This is a genomic window from Plantactinospora sp. B6F1, assembly GCF_040120695.1.
Classification (GTDB): domain Bacteria; phylum Actinomycetota; class Actinomycetes; order Mycobacteriales; family Micromonosporaceae; genus Plantactinospora.
The window spans coordinates 126,163-141,506 of record NZ_JBEEAC010000012.1; the positions used below are offsets into that span (position 1 = coordinate 126,163).

Annotated in this window: 10 protein-coding genes and 3 pseudogenes; 10 read left to right on the plus strand and 3 right to left on the minus strand. The window is 71.8% G+C overall.

The features are described 5' to 3' along the window. Nucleotides 1-27 precede the first annotated feature (27 nt). The 6 genes and pseudogenes from ABNF97_RS34205 to ABNF97_RS17630 form a co-directional block, all read left to right on the plus strand. Nucleotides 28-2,589 (plus strand): annotated as a pseudogene (locus tag ABNF97_RS34205) (ribonucleotide reductase barrel domain-containing protein); the annotation flags it as partial. Nucleotides 2,590-3,312: 723 nt separating this feature from the next. Next, nucleotides 3,313-3,843: pseudogene (locus ABNF97_RS34210) on the plus strand (LAGLIDADG family homing endonuclease); the annotation flags it as partial. A gap of 24 nt (nt 3,844-3,867) precedes the next feature. Next, a pseudogene (locus tag ABNF97_RS34215) lies at nt 3,868-5,082 on the plus strand (ribonucleotide reductase barrel domain-containing protein); the annotation flags it as partial. Between the two features lie 221 nt (nt 5,083-5,303). Further along, nucleotides 5,304-6,239, plus strand: a complete 936-nt coding sequence (locus ABNF97_RS17620; protein WP_349339164.1) for a DUF2332 domain-containing protein — start codon at nt 5,304-5,306, stop codon at nt 6,237-6,239. 172 nt (nt 6,240-6,411) lie between these two features. Beyond that, nucleotides 6,412-6,693 carry a DUF5522 domain-containing protein gene (locus ABNF97_RS17625; RefSeq protein ID WP_130464168.1) on the plus strand — a complete coding sequence of 94 codons (282 nt, stop codon included), beginning with the start codon at nt 6,412-6,414 and terminating at the stop codon, nt 6,691-6,693. A gap of 187 nt (nt 6,694-6,880) precedes the next feature. Next, nucleotides 6,881-7,426 (plus strand): hypothetical protein, encoded by a 546-nt coding sequence (locus ABNF97_RS17630; protein ID WP_130464167.1) that lies wholly within the window; start codon nt 6,881-6,883, stop codon nt 7,424-7,426. A gap of 10 nt (nt 7,427-7,436) precedes the next feature. Here the strand turns inward: ABNF97_RS17630 and ABNF97_RS17635 are convergent, their stop codons facing one another. Next, the gene (locus tag ABNF97_RS17635) at nt 7,437-8,123 is read right to left on the minus strand and encodes an iron-dependent transcriptional repressor DtxR (RefSeq protein WP_130464166.1); all 687 of its coding nucleotides are present in this window, start codon (nt 8,121-8,123) and stop codon (nt 7,437-7,439) included. A 98-nt stretch (nt 8,124-8,221) separates the two neighbouring features. Here ABNF97_RS17635 and ABNF97_RS17640 point away from each other — a divergent pair, with 98 nt between their 5' ends. Beyond that, the gene (locus tag ABNF97_RS17640) at nt 8,222-9,094 is read left to right on the plus strand and encodes a sulfurtransferase (protein ID WP_349339165.1); all 873 of its coding nucleotides are present in this window, start codon (nt 8,222-8,224) and stop codon (nt 9,092-9,094) included. 223 nt (nt 9,095-9,317) lie between these two features. Further along, nucleotides 9,318-10,499, plus strand: coding sequence for an acetoin utilization protein AcuC (locus ABNF97_RS17645; protein ID WP_349339187.1), 1,182 nt, complete (start codon nt 9,318-9,320; stop codon nt 10,497-10,499). Nucleotides 10,500-10,625: 126 nt separating this feature from the next. Here the strand turns inward: ABNF97_RS17645 and ABNF97_RS17650 are convergent, their stop codons facing one another. Then, nucleotides 10,626-11,546, minus strand: a complete 921-nt coding sequence (locus ABNF97_RS17650; RefSeq protein ID WP_349339166.1) for a TetR family transcriptional regulator — start codon at nt 11,544-11,546, stop codon at nt 10,626-10,628. Between the two features lie 169 nt (nt 11,547-11,715). Here ABNF97_RS17650 and ABNF97_RS17655 point away from each other — a divergent pair, with 169 nt between their 5' ends. After that, the gene (locus ABNF97_RS17655) at nt 11,716-12,642 is read left to right on the plus strand and encodes an ATP-binding cassette domain-containing protein (protein WP_130464163.1); all 927 of its coding nucleotides are present in this window, start codon (nt 11,716-11,718) and stop codon (nt 12,640-12,642) included. Then, nucleotides 12,639-14,267, plus strand: coding sequence for an efflux permease Rv1217c-related protein (locus ABNF97_RS17660; protein ID WP_130464162.1), 1,629 nt, complete (start codon nt 12,639-12,641; stop codon nt 14,265-14,267). Before ABNF97_RS17655 ends, ABNF97_RS17660 begins: the two co-directional genes overlap by 4 nt. A gap of 125 nt (nt 14,268-14,392) precedes the next feature. Here the strand turns inward: ABNF97_RS17660 and sigB are convergent, their stop codons facing one another. Next, a complete protein-coding gene (gene sigB, locus ABNF97_RS17665) occupies nt 14,393-15,343 on the minus strand; it encodes an RNA polymerase sigma factor SigB (protein WP_130466193.1) in 951 nt (316 codons plus the stop codon). Between the last annotated feature and the right edge of the window lies 1 nt (nt 15,344).

Sequence of the window (15,344 nt, forward strand, 5' to 3'; positions counted from 1 at the left end):
TTCGTCGATGTCTGGAAGTCGGACCGGCTGGAGCAGGGGTTCGGCAAGCCGGGTCGGGCCGCGAAGCCGACCAAGCGGGTGCAGATCGACCGGATCGAGCGGCTCGGCCCGATGGAGGTCTACGACATCCAGACCGAGTCGGGGGAGTACCTTTCCGACAATCTCCGCGTGCACAACTGTTTCATCCTCGCCGTCGACGACTCGATGGACTCGATCCTCGACTGGTACAAGGAAGAGGGGCTGATCTTCAAGGGCGGCTCCGGCTCCGGGGTGAACCTCTCCCGGATCCGCTCCTCCAAGGAGCTGCTCTCCAGCGGCGGCACCGCCTCCGGCCCGGTCAGCTTCATGCGCGGTGCGGACGCCAGCGCCGGCACCATCAAGTCCGGCGGTGCGACCCGGCGGGCGGCCAAGATGGTCATCCTGGACGTCGACCACCCCGACGTCGAGGAGTTCGTGCTCACCAAGGCGCGGGAAGAGCACAAGATCCGCGCGCTGCGGGACGCCGGCTTCGACATGGACCTCGGTGGCTCCGACATCGTCAGCGTGCAGTACCAGAACGCCAACAACTCGGTTCGGGTCTCCGACGAGTTCATGCGGGCGGTGCAGGACGGCGGCACGTTCGACCTGCGCGGCCGACTGGACGGCAGCGTGATCGAGACTGTCGACGCCAAGGGGCTGTTCCGGACCATCTCCCAGGCCGCCTGGGAGTGCGCCGACCCCGGCCTGCAGTACGACGACACGATCAACGACTGGCACACCTGTCCGGAGACCGGGCGGATCACCGCATCCAATCCCTGCTTCACGGGCGACACCCTCGTGCACACTGACAAGGGTCTGATCCGGTTCGACGCGCTCATCGACCGGGCCCGGCAGGGCGAGAGCTTCGGCGTCTACACCCACGACGCCACGAATCCCGACGCAGCGGCCGATCAGATCGTGCTGACCAGGCCGGAAGCGTTCATGATCACCGGCACGAACGAGATCGTGCGGCTCGAGTTCGGCAACGGAATGGTGCTGCGGTGCACGCCGTCACACCGCATCTGGACCACGAACCGGGGGTACGTCGAGGCGCGGGAGCTGACCGAGGCCGATCGTGTGCTGCCGGTGAACCTGCCCACTCCGGCGGTCGCGGCGTCGCGGGAGTTCGCGCTGCGTCCGGGGGCGCTCGTCTCGCCCGGCGATGTGGTCTCCACCAAGTGGCAGCGGGAATCCCGGCTCCCGGAGAAGTGGACCGAGGAGTTCGCCCACCTGCTGGGCTGGCTCACCGGCGACGGATGCGTACGGCTCGGCACCGCCGGCGTACGCGGCGACAATCCGGTCGCCACGTGGGTCTACAGCGACGAGGACCGGGAGACGTTCCTCCCCCGCCACCAGGCGACCCTGGCGAAAGTCGTCGGCTTCGACCCCAAGCCCTCGGCGCAGCCGAACGGCACCGTCCAGTTGCGCGTCGGTCGCACCGCTGTCATCGACTTCCTGACCGGGCTCGGCGTCACCACCGGCAGAGCCGCCGACAAGCGGATCCCCGCAGCGGTCCTGGAGGCGCCGGTGGAGATCCAGGCAGAGTTCCTGAGGGGTCTCTTCGACGCCGACGGTTGCGCGGCGGAGACCGCCAACGGCACCCGTTACGTCGGCCTCGGCTCTGTCTCCATCGAGATGCTCCGGGACGCACAGCGGCTGCTGAGCTGCTTCGGCATCGGCAGCCGGATCTACCCAACCCGCGGCGAGGGCGACCCGGCGTTCGCGTACACCACGGTTGCGGGCGAGGAGCGTACGTACACCGGAAGTCAGCTCTTCGACCTCCGGATCAGTGGGCCGAACGTGGCCACATTCGCCAAGGCGATCGGTTTCTCCCACCCACGCAAGGCAGAGCGGTTGGCGACCTGGCTGCGTGAGCGGCGGTTCTACCAGACCGACCAGACGACGACGCTGGTCCGGCGTGAGTTCGACGGCATCGAGACCACCTACAACCTCTCGGAGCCGCGCAACCACTCCTACCTCGCCAACGGCGTCGTGGTGCGCAACTGCAGTGAGTACCTGCACCTGGACAACTCCTCGTGCAACCTGGCCTCGCTCAACCTGATGAAGTTCCTCCGCGCCGACGGCGGCTTCGAGGTGGCGAAGTTCGTCAGGTCGGTCGAGCTGGTCATCACCGCGATGGACATCTCGATCTGCTTCGCCGACTTCCCGACCGAGAAGATCGGCGAGACCACCCGGGCCTACCGGCAGCTCGGCATCGGGTACGCGAACCTCGGGGCGCTGCTGATGGCGACCGGCCACCCGTACGACTCGGAGAGCGGCCGGTCGGTGGCCGCCGCGATCACCTCTCTGATGACCGGCACCGCCTACCGCCGCTCGGCCGAGCTGGCCGCGGTGGTCGGGGCCTACGACGGGTACTCCCGCAACGCCGAGCCGCACAAGCGGGTGATGCGCAAGCACGCCGCCGCGAACGACGCGATCAAGCCGACCGGTACGGTCGCGACCGAGATCGTCCGCGAGGCCACCAGGCAGTGGACCCAGGGCAACAAGGTCGGTGACAAGGCCGGCTGGCGCAACGCCCAGGCCAGCGTGCTCGCACCCACCGGATGCCTGACCCCGGACACGCTGGTCACGACCGACCGTGGCCTGACGCGGCTCGGCGAGATCGGCGACGTCTACGGCGATCGGTGGCAGGACCTGGACATGCGGGTCTCCACCGACGAGGGTGCCCGCAGGGCCACCAAGTTCTTCGTCAACGGGGAGGAGCCGACCCGGCGGGTGGTCACCGCCAGCGGCTACGCGATCCAGGGCACCCTCGTGCACCGGATCAAGATCGTCGACGCACAGTCCGGCGAGTGGGTCTGGAAGCGGATGGCGGACGTCGCCCCAGGGGACCTGGTTCCGATCCAGCTCGGCACGTTGGTCGGCGAGCCGCGTCGGGTGCCGCTGCCAGTGCTCGACCAGGCGTACTACGCAGGCGACCGTCGGCTGCACGCGCCCGACCAGGTCGACACGGACCTCGCCGAACTGGTCGGCTACTTCATGGGCGACGGGAGCCTGCACGCCGAAGGTCTGCGGTTCTGCGTCGCCGACACCGATCTGGACGTCGTCGAACGGCTGCGGGTGCTGAGTAAGGGGCTTTTCGGTCTGGAGCCGGTTGTCACGGCACGGACCGGCTACCAGGAGGTGACGCTGCAGTCGGTGCGGTTGGCCCGGTGGTGGCAGACGGCCGGATTCGCCAAGACCCTGCCGCAGGCCGACCACACCGGCAAGGGCTGGTCACCCAGGGTGCCGTCGGCGATCCTGGAGACCAACGACCCCGCTGTGTACGCGGCGTTCCTGCGCGGTCTGTTCGAGGCGGACGGTACTGTCGCCGCCGGTGTGCCGGCTGTCTCGACGTCGACCGAATCGTTCGCCGCCGAGGTCCGGACGCTGCTGCTCACGCTCGGGATGGCCACCACCACCCGGCGGACGACCAGCGGTATGGGCTCCGACATCTGGCAGGTTCGGCTGCGCAACATGGAGCACGCCCTGGCATTCGAGGAGGTGGTCGGCTTCATCGGAGAGCGCAAGGCTCGCCTGCTGGTTGTCGAGCCGACCCAGACCGGCGACAGGGACCGGATTCACCTGCCTGGCGGGCTCTGGGAACTGCTCGTGCCGGCCGGCCACGAACTGCGTGACGCGGTCACCCAGTCGCTGCGCAAGACCGGCGGGGTGCCCCGGGCAGTGGCGATGCGGCTTTTCGCCGAGACCGGTGACGACCGGCTCGGGCATGCGCTCGGCTACCTCTTCGAGACGGTCGCGGCAAACGAGGACAGCGGTATCCAGCCGACGTACGACCTGTCGGTGCCGGAGAACGTCACCTACGTCGCCAGCGGCTTCGTCAGCCACAACACCATTGGCCTGATGATGGACTGCGACACCACCGGGGTGGAGCCGGACCTCGCGCTTGTCAAGTTCAAGAAGCTGGTCGGCGGCGGCTCGATGCAGATCGTCAACCAGACCGTGCCGCGCGCCCTGCGCAGCCTCGGCTACCCGGAGGAGCAGGTCGAGGCGATCGTCGAGCACATCTCCGAGCACGGCCACGTGATCGACGCACCCGGGCTGAAGCCGGAGCACTACGCCGTCTTCGACTGCGCGATGGGCCAGCGTTCGATCGCCCCGATGGGGCACGTCCGGATGATGGCCGCCGTGCAGCCGTTCATCTCCGGCGCGATCTCCAAGACGGTCAACATGCCGGAGGCGGCGACGGTCGAGGAGGTCGAGGAGATCTACTTCGAGGGCTGGAGGCTCGGTCTCAAGGCCCTGGCGATCTACCGGGACAACTGCAAGGTCGGCCAGCCCCTCTCCGCCGCCAGGAACGAGAAGGAGAAGGCGGTCGAGCCGGCTTCCGCGGAGAAGGCGGTCGAGAAGGTCGTCGAGTACCGGCCGGTGCGCAAGCGGCTGCCGAAGAAGCGCCCCTCCGAGACGGTCTCGTTCTCGGTCGGCGGGGCCGAGGGCTACCTCACCGCCTCGTCGTACCCGGACGACGGTCTCGGCGAGGTCTTCCTGAAGATGTCGAAGCAGGGCTCGACGCTGGCCGGGGTGATGGACGCCTTCTCGGTGGCCATCTCGATCGGCCTGCAGTACGGCGTGCCGCTGGAGACGTACGTCAGCAAGTTCACCAACATGCGGTTCGAGCCGGCCGGGATGACCGACGACCCGGACATCCGGATGGCGGCCTCGGTGATGGACTACATCTTCCGCCGGTTGGCGCTGGACTTCCTGCCCTACGAGCGCCGGGCCGAGCTGGGCATCTTCACCGCCAAGGAGCGGGCCGCGCAGCTGCGGGCCGAGGCCGAGGCGGAGAACGGGGTGGACCTCGCCGCGATGGCCGCCTCGGCGCCGGTGGAGACGACCAGGCCGGAGCCGGCGGCGGAGCGGCAGCAGGTCGAGGTGGTGGCGGAACGGCCGGCGCCGACGGTCGGCTCCTCCACCGAGCTGCTGGAGTCGGTGCTGGGAACGGCGGCCGATGCACCGCTCTGCTTCACCTGCGGCACCAAGATGCGCCCCGCCGGCAGCTGCTACGTCTGCGAGGGCTGCGGTTCGACCTCCGGTTGCAGCTGACCTGATCCGGATCGCGGTCGTAGCCGACGGCCGGAACCGCCCCTTGTGGGCAGCACCGACGGTTGTCACGGCGACCGCCCGACCCTCGACGGGGTCGGGCGGTCGCCGCGTTCCGGGACGGATGATCTCGCCGCGCGGGCCGGGCGGGACAGTGATCAGGGATACCCCGGCGCGAGGGCGCTCCGGTAGGACGTCGGCCGGGTCGCTGGGATCATCGGTACATGACGATCGCCCGCCGCTACCTGGAGTTCGGCACCCGTGAGGCCCGAGGCGTGTCGCCCGGGTACGAGCGGCTCTCCCTCGCGGTCTCCCGCGACGACGTACTGCTCAACCTGATCGGCACCCTGCCGCGGGCCAAGCAGCAGCCGAACCTGCTGTTCGGAGTGGTACGGCTGCTCGGCGGTCCGGTCGACGAACCGGCGGCGTTCCGCGAGTACACGGTGGCGAACTGGCCGGTGATCGCGGCCGAGATGCGTACCCGGGCGACCCAGACCAACGAGGCCGGCCGGTGTGCGCTGCTGCTGCCGGTACTCACCTTCCTGCCGCAGCCGCTCGCGCTGCTGGAGGTCGGTGCCTCCGCCGGGCTCTGCCTCTACCCGGACCGCTACGCCTACCGTTACGGTGACCACCGTCTCGGGGCTGGTGCGCCGGTGCTCGACTGCACCGCCACCGGAGTGGCGCCACCGACCCGGCTGCCGGAGGTGGTGTGGCGGGCGGGCCTGGACCTGAATCCGCTGGACGTGACCGATCCGGCCGACCTGGCCTGGCTGGACGCCACCATCTGGCCGGAGCACGCGTACCGGCGGGCCCGGCTGCGGGCCGCGGCGGCGGTCGTCGCGGCCGAGCCGCCGCTGCTGGTCCGGGGCGACCTGGTGGACGACCTGCCGGCGCTGGCCGCGCAGGCCCCGCCCGAGGCGACCCTGGTGGTCTTCCACACCTCCGTGCTCTACCAGGTGCCGGCGCCGCGCCGGCAGGCCTTCGCCGACCTGGTACGCGGGCTGCCCGGCCACTGGATCGCGAACGAGGCTCCGGAGGTGCTGCTCCACGACGGGTTGCCGGAGCCGCCGAGCGACGCGTTCCACAACGTGCTCGCGCTGGACGGCAGGCCGCTCGCCTGGACCCGGGGGCACGGCCAGTCGATGCTCTGGTTCGGATAGCGGCTGCCCCGACGCGTCCAGCGGTGGGCCGGTTCGGGGTCTCGGGAGCGTCCGGCGGTGGGCCGGTTCGGGGTCTCGGGAGCGTCCGGCGGTGGGTCTTGGGGCGTCGGGAGCGTCCGGCCGGCGGGGTCCGTTCGAGGTATCGGAAGCGGGTTGTCGTAGGGTCGGCGCGATGGGCGGTCCGGAGGAGCAGGAGAGCGGCCGGCGCCTGCCGCTGGCACCCCGCCGGCTCGACCAGCCGCACCCGTCCCGGCTTCCGGTGACGCATCCGGACCGGGAGCGGATCCTGACCGCGCACGCCGCCGCGCTCGCGGCCGGCGAGTCCGGCTATTCCGACCCGGCCACCGGGCTCTTCGTGCTCACCGCCGGGTTCCTGGCCCGGCGCGGCACCTGCTGCGGCCGCGGCTGCCGGCACTGTCCGTATCTGGATGACCCGACGCCGCCGACCGGCTGAGCCGGGGCACCGCCGTCGGTCGGTCCCGCAGGGGCGGGCCGCGCCGGGAGCGCTGCGGAGGAGGCGGTGCGAAGGGATGGGCTGCGGAGGAGGCGGTGCGGACCGGGGTTTCGCCGGGCGCGCCGAAGCCGTACGGTGTCCGACGGATTCCCCTGGCGTTCGGGCCGGGCGGGTGGGGAGGTGCGAGGTGCGCGGACGACTCTGCCTGATCGCTGGCGGTCTGCTGCTGCTGACCGGCTGTGCCGAGGAGGCCGCACCGCAGTCGGTCGGGCCGGCGCCGAAGGTGGTCCGGTTGCCGGCGTCGGCTGCCGGCGGTGCCTGTCAACTGGTGGAGTACGCGGCGATCGAGCAGGCCATTGGCACCAGGTTCGAGGTCGCGGCGGCGAGCCGGCATGGCAAGACGGACACCTGCGTGCTGCGTGGCGAGGCCGAGGCCCGACCGGAACTCGCGCTGTCGGTGACCCCGACCACCGCCGACGGGTCGATCTTCGCCGACGAGGTGGTGCCGAGCGGCGGCAAGACCGTCAAGGGGCTGGGCAAGGCCGCCTACCGGGCCACGACGGCTCCGTCGAAGACCGTCGGCAGCGCGATCGAGGTGGGCTGGCTCAGCGGTAAGGGGCGGCTGGTCAGCCTCCGCTTCACCTTCGCCGCCGGCGAGGATCGGGACAAGGCCGACGCCCTCGCGCCAAAAATGATCAATCTGGCGAAGATGCTCGAAAGCAACCGCCTCTGACCGGCGCCGCTCAGGCCGCGGCGACGAAGACCCGGGAGGCGACCTCCCGGGGCAGCCGTACCTTGTCGCCGGAACGGTCGATGGTGACCGCGTCCCGCTCCTGTGCCACCGTCACCATCGCGCCCGGGTCGACTCCGGCAGCGTGCAACTGCCGCAGTACGTCGCCTTCCTTCTGGACGCTCTCGCAGATCCGCCGGACCACCACGGGGCCGCTCAGGCCGGGGAAGGCGAGATTGCGTTCACCCTCGCTGAGCGTCTCCACCGCTACCTCCGGGTCGGGGCTCAGCGCCTCCAGGCCCGGGATCGGGTTGCCGTACGGCGACCGGGTGGGGCGGTCGAGCAGCTCGAAGACCTTCTTCTCCACCGCGTCGCTCATCACGTGCTCCCAGCGACAGGCCTCCTCGTGGGCCTCCTCGTAGGGCATCCCGATCACGTTGACGAGCAGGAGCTCGGCCAGCCGGTGCTTGCGCATCACCGAGATCGCCTGCGTGCGGCCGAGCACGGTGAGCTGGAGGTGCCGGTCGTCCTCGACGGTCAGCAGGCCGTCGCGCTCCATCCGGGCCACGGTCTGGCTGACAGTCGGACCACTCTGGCGCAGCCGCTCGGCGATCCGGGCACGCAGCGGCGGCACCCCCTCCTCCTCCAGTTCGAGGATGGTGCGCAGGTACATCTCGGTGGTATCGACTAGGTCGTTCACGTCAGTGGTCCTCCCGATCACGATGGTACCTCGGGGAACCGATATTCAGTGTCGCCGAGCTGGGGCGGTTCCGCACCGGATGGTGTTGACTGGACGGCGTGTCCGCACCGGATGATCTCCTCGTCGATGTGGCCGGGCTCACCGCCGAGCTGGCGTCCACCGAGCCGCCGGTCGTCCTGGACGTCCGCTGGCGGCTCGTCGGACCGCCCGGCCGCACGGACTACCTGGCCGGGCACCTGCCCGGCGCGGTCTTTGTCGACCTGGACCGGGAGCTGTCCGGGCCACCCGGGGCGGGCGGCCGGCATCCGCTGCCCGAGCCGGCGGCGTTGCAGCGGGTGCTGCGCGCGGCCGGCGTCCGCACGGGTGGCCCGGTGGTGGTCTACGACGGCGGCGACGGCATGGCGGCGGCACGGGCCTGGTGGACGCTGCGCTGGGCCGGGCATGCCGAGGTCAGGGTGCTCGACGGAGGCTTCCCGGCGTGGGTCGGGGCCGGGCTGCCTGTCAGCACCGAGCCGCCGGCGCCGACGCCGGGGGACGTGACCGTACGCCCGGGTGGCATGCCGGTGCTGGATGCCGGCTCGGCCGCCGAGGTGGCGGCGGCGGGGGTGCTGGTCGACGTCCGGGCGGCGGCGCGCTACCGGGGCGAGACCGAACCCGTCGACCCGGTCGCCGGGCACATTCCCGGTGCGGTGAACGTACCGGCCACCGAGTACGTCGGGGCGGACGGTCGGCTTCCGTCCGCCGAGGCGCTGCGGGTCCGGTTCGCCGAGGCGGGCGTCCGGCCCGGAGTGCGGGTCGGCGCGTACTGCGGTTCGGGGGTGACCGCCGCGCAGGCGGTGCTCGCCCTGCACCGGGCCGGGTATCCCGAGGCGGCCCTCTACGTCGGGTCGTGGAGCCATTGGATCAGCGACCCCGAGCGGCGGGTCGCGCTCGGCGCCGATCCGGCCGACCCGGCGCCGGACGCCGACTGAGCCGGCGCTGCGTCGTGGTGCCGGCGCGCGGCACGTTGCGTCGTGGTGCCGACCTGGGCACGTTGCGTTGTGGTGCCGACCTGCGGCACGTTGCGTCGTGGTGCCGACCCGCGGCACGTTGCGTCGCCGTGCGGCGGGCGCCTCGCGTCGCGGTGCCCGGCGCGCGGCGCTCCGGGGTATGCGGTCGCGGACGGTCCTTGGTCGTCATGCGACGATGAAGGACATGTCGGACGACACGGTGGTGGTCTGGGACGAGAGTCTGCTGGCGTACGATCTCGGTGACCACCCACTCGACCCGGTAAGGGTCGAACTGACCGTGGCCCTGGCTCGGGAACTCGGCGTACTGGACCGGCCCGGCGTGCGCGTGGTGGCGCCCACCCCGGCCGACGACGCGGCACTCGCCCGGGTGCACCGGTCGGACTACCTCGACGCCGTCCGGGCGGCGCCGAGCGACCCGCTCTTCTCCGGATACGGCCTCGGTACGCCAGACAACCCGATCTTCGACCGGATGCACGAGTCCAGTGCCCTGGTGGCTGGGGCGAGCCTGGCCGCGGCCGAGGCGGTCTGGCGCGGCGAGGCCCGCCGGGCGGTCAACGTGGCCGGTGGCCTGCACCACGCGATGCCGAGCCGGGCGGCCGGGTTCTGCGTCTACAACGATCCGGCGGTGGCCATCGCCCGGCTGCTGGACCTCGGTGCCGAGCGGGTGGCCTACGTGGACGTCGACGTGCACCACGGTGACGGGGTGCAGGAGGTCTTCTACACGGATCCCCGGGTGCTGACGATCAGCCTGCACGAGACGCCGTTGGCGCTCTTTCCCGGCACCGGGTTCTCCGACGAGACGGGTGGCCCGGGGGCCGAGGGGAGCGCGGTCAACCTGCCGCTGCCGCCCGGCACCGGCGACGCGGGCTGGCTGCGGGGCTTCCACGCCACCGTTCCGGCGCTGCTGCGTGCTTTCCGGCCGCAGATCCTCCTCACCCAGTGCGGTGCGGACAGCCACCGGCTCGATCCGCTCGCCGATCTGCGGCTGAGCGTGGACGGGCAGCGGGCGAGCTATCTGGCGCTGCGAACGTTGGCTGACGAACTCTGCGAGGGGCGTTGGGTGGCCACCGGTGGCGGCGGCTACGCGCTGGTCGAGGTGGTGCCCCGGGCCTGGACGCACCTGCTCGCGGTGGCCACCGGCGACCCGATCGACCCGGCGACGCTGACTCCGCCGGGCTGGCGGGCGCTGGCCACGGCCCGCCGTCCGGAGCGGGAGGTACCGCTGCGGATGACCGACGAGGCGGACTGCTCGTACGAGCCGTGGCAGCCGACCGGTGAGCCAGATGCGGTGGACCGGGCGATCATGGCGACCCGCAAGGCAGTCTTTCCGCTGCACGGGCTCGACCCGCAGGATCCGGGGTCCTGACCCGCCACCGCCCGAGGATCTGGCACCGTCGTCCGATGCCCCGGCACCACCGTCCGTCGGCCCGGGGATCGGCACCGCCCGCAGCCCGTCGCAAAATAGTGTCGAATTAGTGTCGGAACCGTCTCGTTATGCCTCGGGACGGCTCGGCTCGGCTGCCCGCAGATGCCGGTAGAGAGTGGCCCGGGAGACGCCGAGGCTGGCGGCGATCTGGTCCACGGTGTGCAGGGCGGCCCCGTGCATGGCCCGCGCCGCCCGGACCTGCTCGGCGCTGAGCCCCGGTGGGCGCCCCGCCCGGCGCCGCCGACCCGGCTGGAGCCGCTCCGGGCCGGCGTGCCACCCCGCCGGAGCGGGGGACGGCGGTGCCGGGGTGAGGGACGGCGGTGCCGGGGAGTCGGATGCCGGCTCCGGGGCGTCGGATGACGGTGCCGGGGCGGGGGACGGCGGTGCCGGGGCGTCGGATGGCGGTGCCGGGGCGATGGATGTCGGAGCGTCGCGTGACGGTGGCGGGGCGCCGAGGAGTCGGGTAGCGCCGTCGAGCAGCGCCGCCCTCAGTTCGTCGTCCGGCACGTCGGCGAAGAAGACGATCGGATCGCCGAGCATGCCGGTCGCCTGGATCGCCCGGATCCGCTCCAGCCGGGTCGCGTCCGCTCCGGCGACCAGGTCGTACGCCCTGGTGGCGAGCCGCATGATCCGGGTATACGTGCTGCCCCGGGCGAGCAGCGTCAAGTCGTGGTAGAGCGTCTTCAACGGACGGCGGTGCCGTAGCAGGGTGTCGACCCAGCCCTCCAGCGCCGCCCAGCGGGCCGCCGGCCAGGGCAACCGGGCCGCCCGGTCCAGGGCCGCCTCCAGGTCGGAGACGAGCGGCTCGGCGAGCGCCACCAGCAGGTGCTCCTTGGTGGGGAAGTGGTAGAGGATGCCCGCCTTGGTCAGCCCCAGCCGGTCGGCGATCTGCCGCAGCGAGGTGCGCTGGTAGCCCTGCGCCCCGAACAGGTCGAGGGCGGTACGGAGGATCCGGCTCCTGGTGTCGAGGGCGGGCGATCGTTCCATTCGCCCAGCGTACCGACGACTGACCGACGATCGGGAGATCTGTGACGGTCGTCCTACCATCGGTCAGTACACTGGCGTCGAGACCGTCACGATCTGGCTTGGCGCGTCGTCCTGGCCGACAGACGGCGCGGAATCGGCAAGCGTAATCGGCAACTAGCAAGGGAGCGTCATGACCGCGATCTCGGTGGCCGGCCTGGTGAAGACCTTCGGAACCACCCGCGCGCTGGACGAACTGGATCTGACCGTCCGCTCCGGTGAGGTGCACGGGTTCCTCGGGCCGAACGGGGCGGGAAAGTCCACCACCATCAGGATCCTGCTCGGCCTGCTCCGCAAGGACGCGGGCGAGGTCGACGTACTGGGCGGCGACCCCTGGCGGGACGCCGTGTCGCTGCACCGCCGGCTGGCGTACGTGCCCGGCGACGTGAACCTATGGCCCAACCTCTCCGGTGGGGAGGCGATCGACCTCTTCGGCGCGCTGCGCGGCGGCCTGGACCGGGCCCGCCGGGACGAACTGCTGCAGCGCTTCGACCTCGACCCGACCAAGAAGTGCCGCACCTACTCAAAGGGCAACCGGCAGAAGGTGGCGATCGTCGCGGCGTTCGCCTCCGACGTGGAACTGCTGGTGCTCGACGAGCCGACCTCCGGGCTGGACCCGTTGATGGAGGCGGTCTTCCGGGAGTACGTCACCGCGCTGCGCGACGCGGGCAGGACGGTGCTGCTCTCCAGCCACGTGATGTCCGAGGTCGAGGCGCTCTGCGACCGGGTCAGCATCATCCGGGCCGGTCGTACCGTCGAGTCCGGCACCCTGGCCGAGTTGCGCCACCTGACCCGTACCCCGATGACGGTCGAGACGGAACGCCCGGTCGACGGGCTCGCCGACCTGGCCGGGGTGCACGCGGTTACCGTCTCCGGCGCGACCACCCGGTTCGAGGTCGAGTCCGGCACCCTCGACCCGGTGCTGGCTCACCTCGCCCGGTTCGGCGTACGGACCCTGACCAGTACGCCGCCGACCCTGGAGGAGTTGTTCATGCGGCACTACGGCGACGGTTCCGCCGCCGCACCCGGCCAGCGCCCGTTGCCGGCGGGTGCCCGATGACCGCGTTCACCGGCACTGCCCGGCTGACCCGGCTCGCGCTGCGCCGGGACCGGGTGAAGCTCCTGGTCTGGGCGCTGGCCGTGCCGGGAGTCGGCGCCGCGGTCGCGCAGAGCGTCGCCGGCATCTACGCCACCGAGTCCGATCGGATCGGCTACGCCACCACCAGCGCGGCGAGCGTGGTCGCCCGGGCGTTCAACGGCCCGGTCTCGGGGCCGAGCCTCGGGTCGGTGGTCACCGCCGAGGCGTACACCACACTGGCCCTACTCGCCGCGTTGCTCAGCACCTTCGCGGTGGTCCGGCACACCCGGCAGAACGAGGAGACCGGGCGGGCGGAGCTGCTCGGCTCGGCGGTGGTCGGCCGGCATGCCCCGCTGACCGCGGCCCTGCTCACCGTGCTGGCCGCGAACCTGCTCAGCGGGCTGCTGCTCGCCCTGGCGCTCGCCGCCGGGGGCCTGCCGATGGCCGGCTCGCTCGCCCTCGGTGCGGCGATCGCCGGAATCGGGGTCTCGTTCGCGGCGGTCGCCGCGGTGACCGCCCAGATCTCCGGCACGGCGCGCGGCGCGAACGGCATGGCGGCGGCCGTCGTCGGGCTCGCCTTCCTGCTCCGGGCCGCCGGAGACGCCTGGGGAACCGTCTCCGCCGACGGGATGCGGGTGGTCAGCGCCTGGCCGTCCTGGATTTCCCCGCTCGGTTGGGCCAACCAGGTCCGGGCGTTCGACGGCAACCGCTGGCCGGTACTGGCCCTGACGGCCGGATTCGCGCTGCTCGCCGTCGGTACGGCGTTCGTGCTGACCGCCCACCGCGACCTGGGCAGTGGGGTACTGGCGGTCCGCCGGGGGCCGGCGGTGGCTGCCGGCAGCCTGCTCAGTCCCGGTGGTCTGGCCTGGAGGTTGCAGCGCGGTGTGGTGCTGGGCTGGGCGATCGGCGTCGTGGTGATGGGGCTGTCGATGGGCTCGGTCGGTGACCAGTTGGACAGCTTCGTCGGCGAGAACGAGGCCGCCAGCGAGCTGATCACCCAGCTCGGTGGCACCGACAAGCTGACCGACGCGTTCCTGGGCACCATGATGGCGATGTTCGCCCTCGCGGTGGCCGGCTTCGCCGTGCAGGCGGTGCTGCGGCTGCGGACCGAGGAGGCCACCGGAGCCCTGGAGGGGATACTCGCCACCGCGGTCAGCCGGCCCCGCTGGCTGCTCAGCCACCTGCTCTGGGCCGCGCTCGGCACGGTTGCCCTGCTGACGCTCGCGGGTGCCAGCACCGGGCTCGGCTACGGACTGGTCACCGGCGACGTACCCGGGCAGGTGGCCCGGCTCACCGTGGCCGGGCTGGTCCAGGCACCGGCGGCGCTCGTCGTCACCGGCCTGGTGGTGGTGCTGTTCGGGCTGCTGCCCCGGCTGTCGGTGGCGCTGTCCTGGTCGGCGTTCCTGCTCTGCGTCGTGCTGGGTCAGCTCGGCGCGTTGCTGGAGTTGCCGCAGCCGGTACTGAACCTGTCGCCGTTCACCCATCTGCCGGCGGTGCCGGCCGCCGACCCGAGCGCCACGCCGATGGTGGTGTTGCTCGGCGTCGCGGTCGCGCTGACCGCACTCGGCCTGGCCACGTTCCGCCGCCGGGACCTGGCGGTCGGCTGAGAATCCGGTGGTCGGGTGAGAGCCCGGCGGTCGGGTGAGGACCGACGGGCGGCCCCGGACCACGGGCACGCCACCGGGAGTCCTCGCCACCTGTGTCTGGTGGCGAGGACTCCCGGTGGTACGGCTCAGCTCGCGTACGCCTCCAGCCGGTCGGCCCGGGACGGGTGGCGCAGCTTCAGCAGGGTGACCTTCTCGATCTGGCGGATCCGCTCCCGGGAGAGCCCGAACTCCCGCCCCACCTCGTCCAGGGTGCGTTGCCGGCCATCGTCCAGGCCGAAGCGCAGCCGGATCACGGCCTGCTCGCGGTGCGAGAGGGTGGCGAGCACGATCTCCACCTCGTTGCGGAGCATGCCCGCCGAGACCGCGTCACCGGGCTCCTCGCGGGGGTCGACGGCGGCGACGAAGTCCCCGAGGGCGCTCTCACCGTCCTCGCCGACGGCCTGGTCGAGGCTGACCGGCTCCCGGTCGTACGAGATGAGTTCGATGACCTGGAACTCCGGTACGCCCAGCGCGGCGGCGACCTCGGCCACGGTCGGCTCCCGGCCCAGCTGGGTCGCCAGGTCGCGGCGGGCCCGGACCATCCGGTTGACCTGCTCGACCATGTGTACCGGGATGCGGATGGTGCGGGCCTGGTCGGCCATGGCTCGGGTGATGGCCTGCCGGATCCACCAGGTGGCGTAGGTGGAGAACTTGTAGCCCTTGGTGTAGTCGAACTTCTCGACGGCCCGGATCAGGCCGAGGTTGCCCTCCTGGATCAGGTCCAGGAACGCCATGCCCCGCCCCGTGTACCGCTTCGCGATGCTGACCACCAGCCGCAGGTTCGCCTCCAGCAGGTGGTTTTTCGCGCCCCGCCCCTGGGCGGCGACGATCTCCAGGTCCGCCCGCAACTCCGCCGGCAGTACGCCCCGGGTGTCGCCGTTCAGCTTTTCCTCGGCGTAGAGCCCTGCCTCGATCCGCCGGGCCAGCTCCACCTCCTGTACGGCGGTGAGCAGCTTGGTCCGGCCGATACCGTTGAGGTACGCCCGGACCAGGTCGGCCGAGGCGCCGCGCTCGTCGGTCGCGTCGAGGTCGACCATC

Coding starts and splice junctions, on each gene's coding strand:
- ABNF97_RS17655 (WP_130464163.1), top strand. CDS start 11,716: ATGACCGCGATCTCGGTGGCCGGCCTGGTGAAGACCTTCGGAACCACC.
- ABNF97_RS17625 (WP_130464168.1), top strand. CDS start 6,412: ATGGGCGGTCCGGAGGAGCAGGAGAGCGGCCGGCGCCTGCCGCTGGCA.
- ABNF97_RS17660 (WP_130464162.1), top strand. CDS start 12,639: ATGACCGCGTTCACCGGCACTGCCCGGCTGACCCGGCTCGCGCTGCGC.
- ABNF97_RS17650 (WP_349339166.1), bottom strand. CDS start 11,546: ATGGAACGATCGCCCGCCCTCGACACCAGGAGCCGGATCCTCCGTACC.
- ABNF97_RS17645 (WP_349339187.1), top strand. CDS start 9,318: ATGTCGGACGACACGGTGGTGGTCTGGGACGAGAGTCTGCTGGCGTAC.
- sigB (WP_130466193.1), bottom strand. CDS start 15,343: ATGGTCGACCTCGACGCGACCGACGAGCGCGGCGCCTCGGCCGACCTG.
- ABNF97_RS17620 (WP_349339164.1), top strand. CDS start 5,304: ATGACGATCGCCCGCCGCTACCTGGAGTTCGGCACCCGTGAGGCCCGA.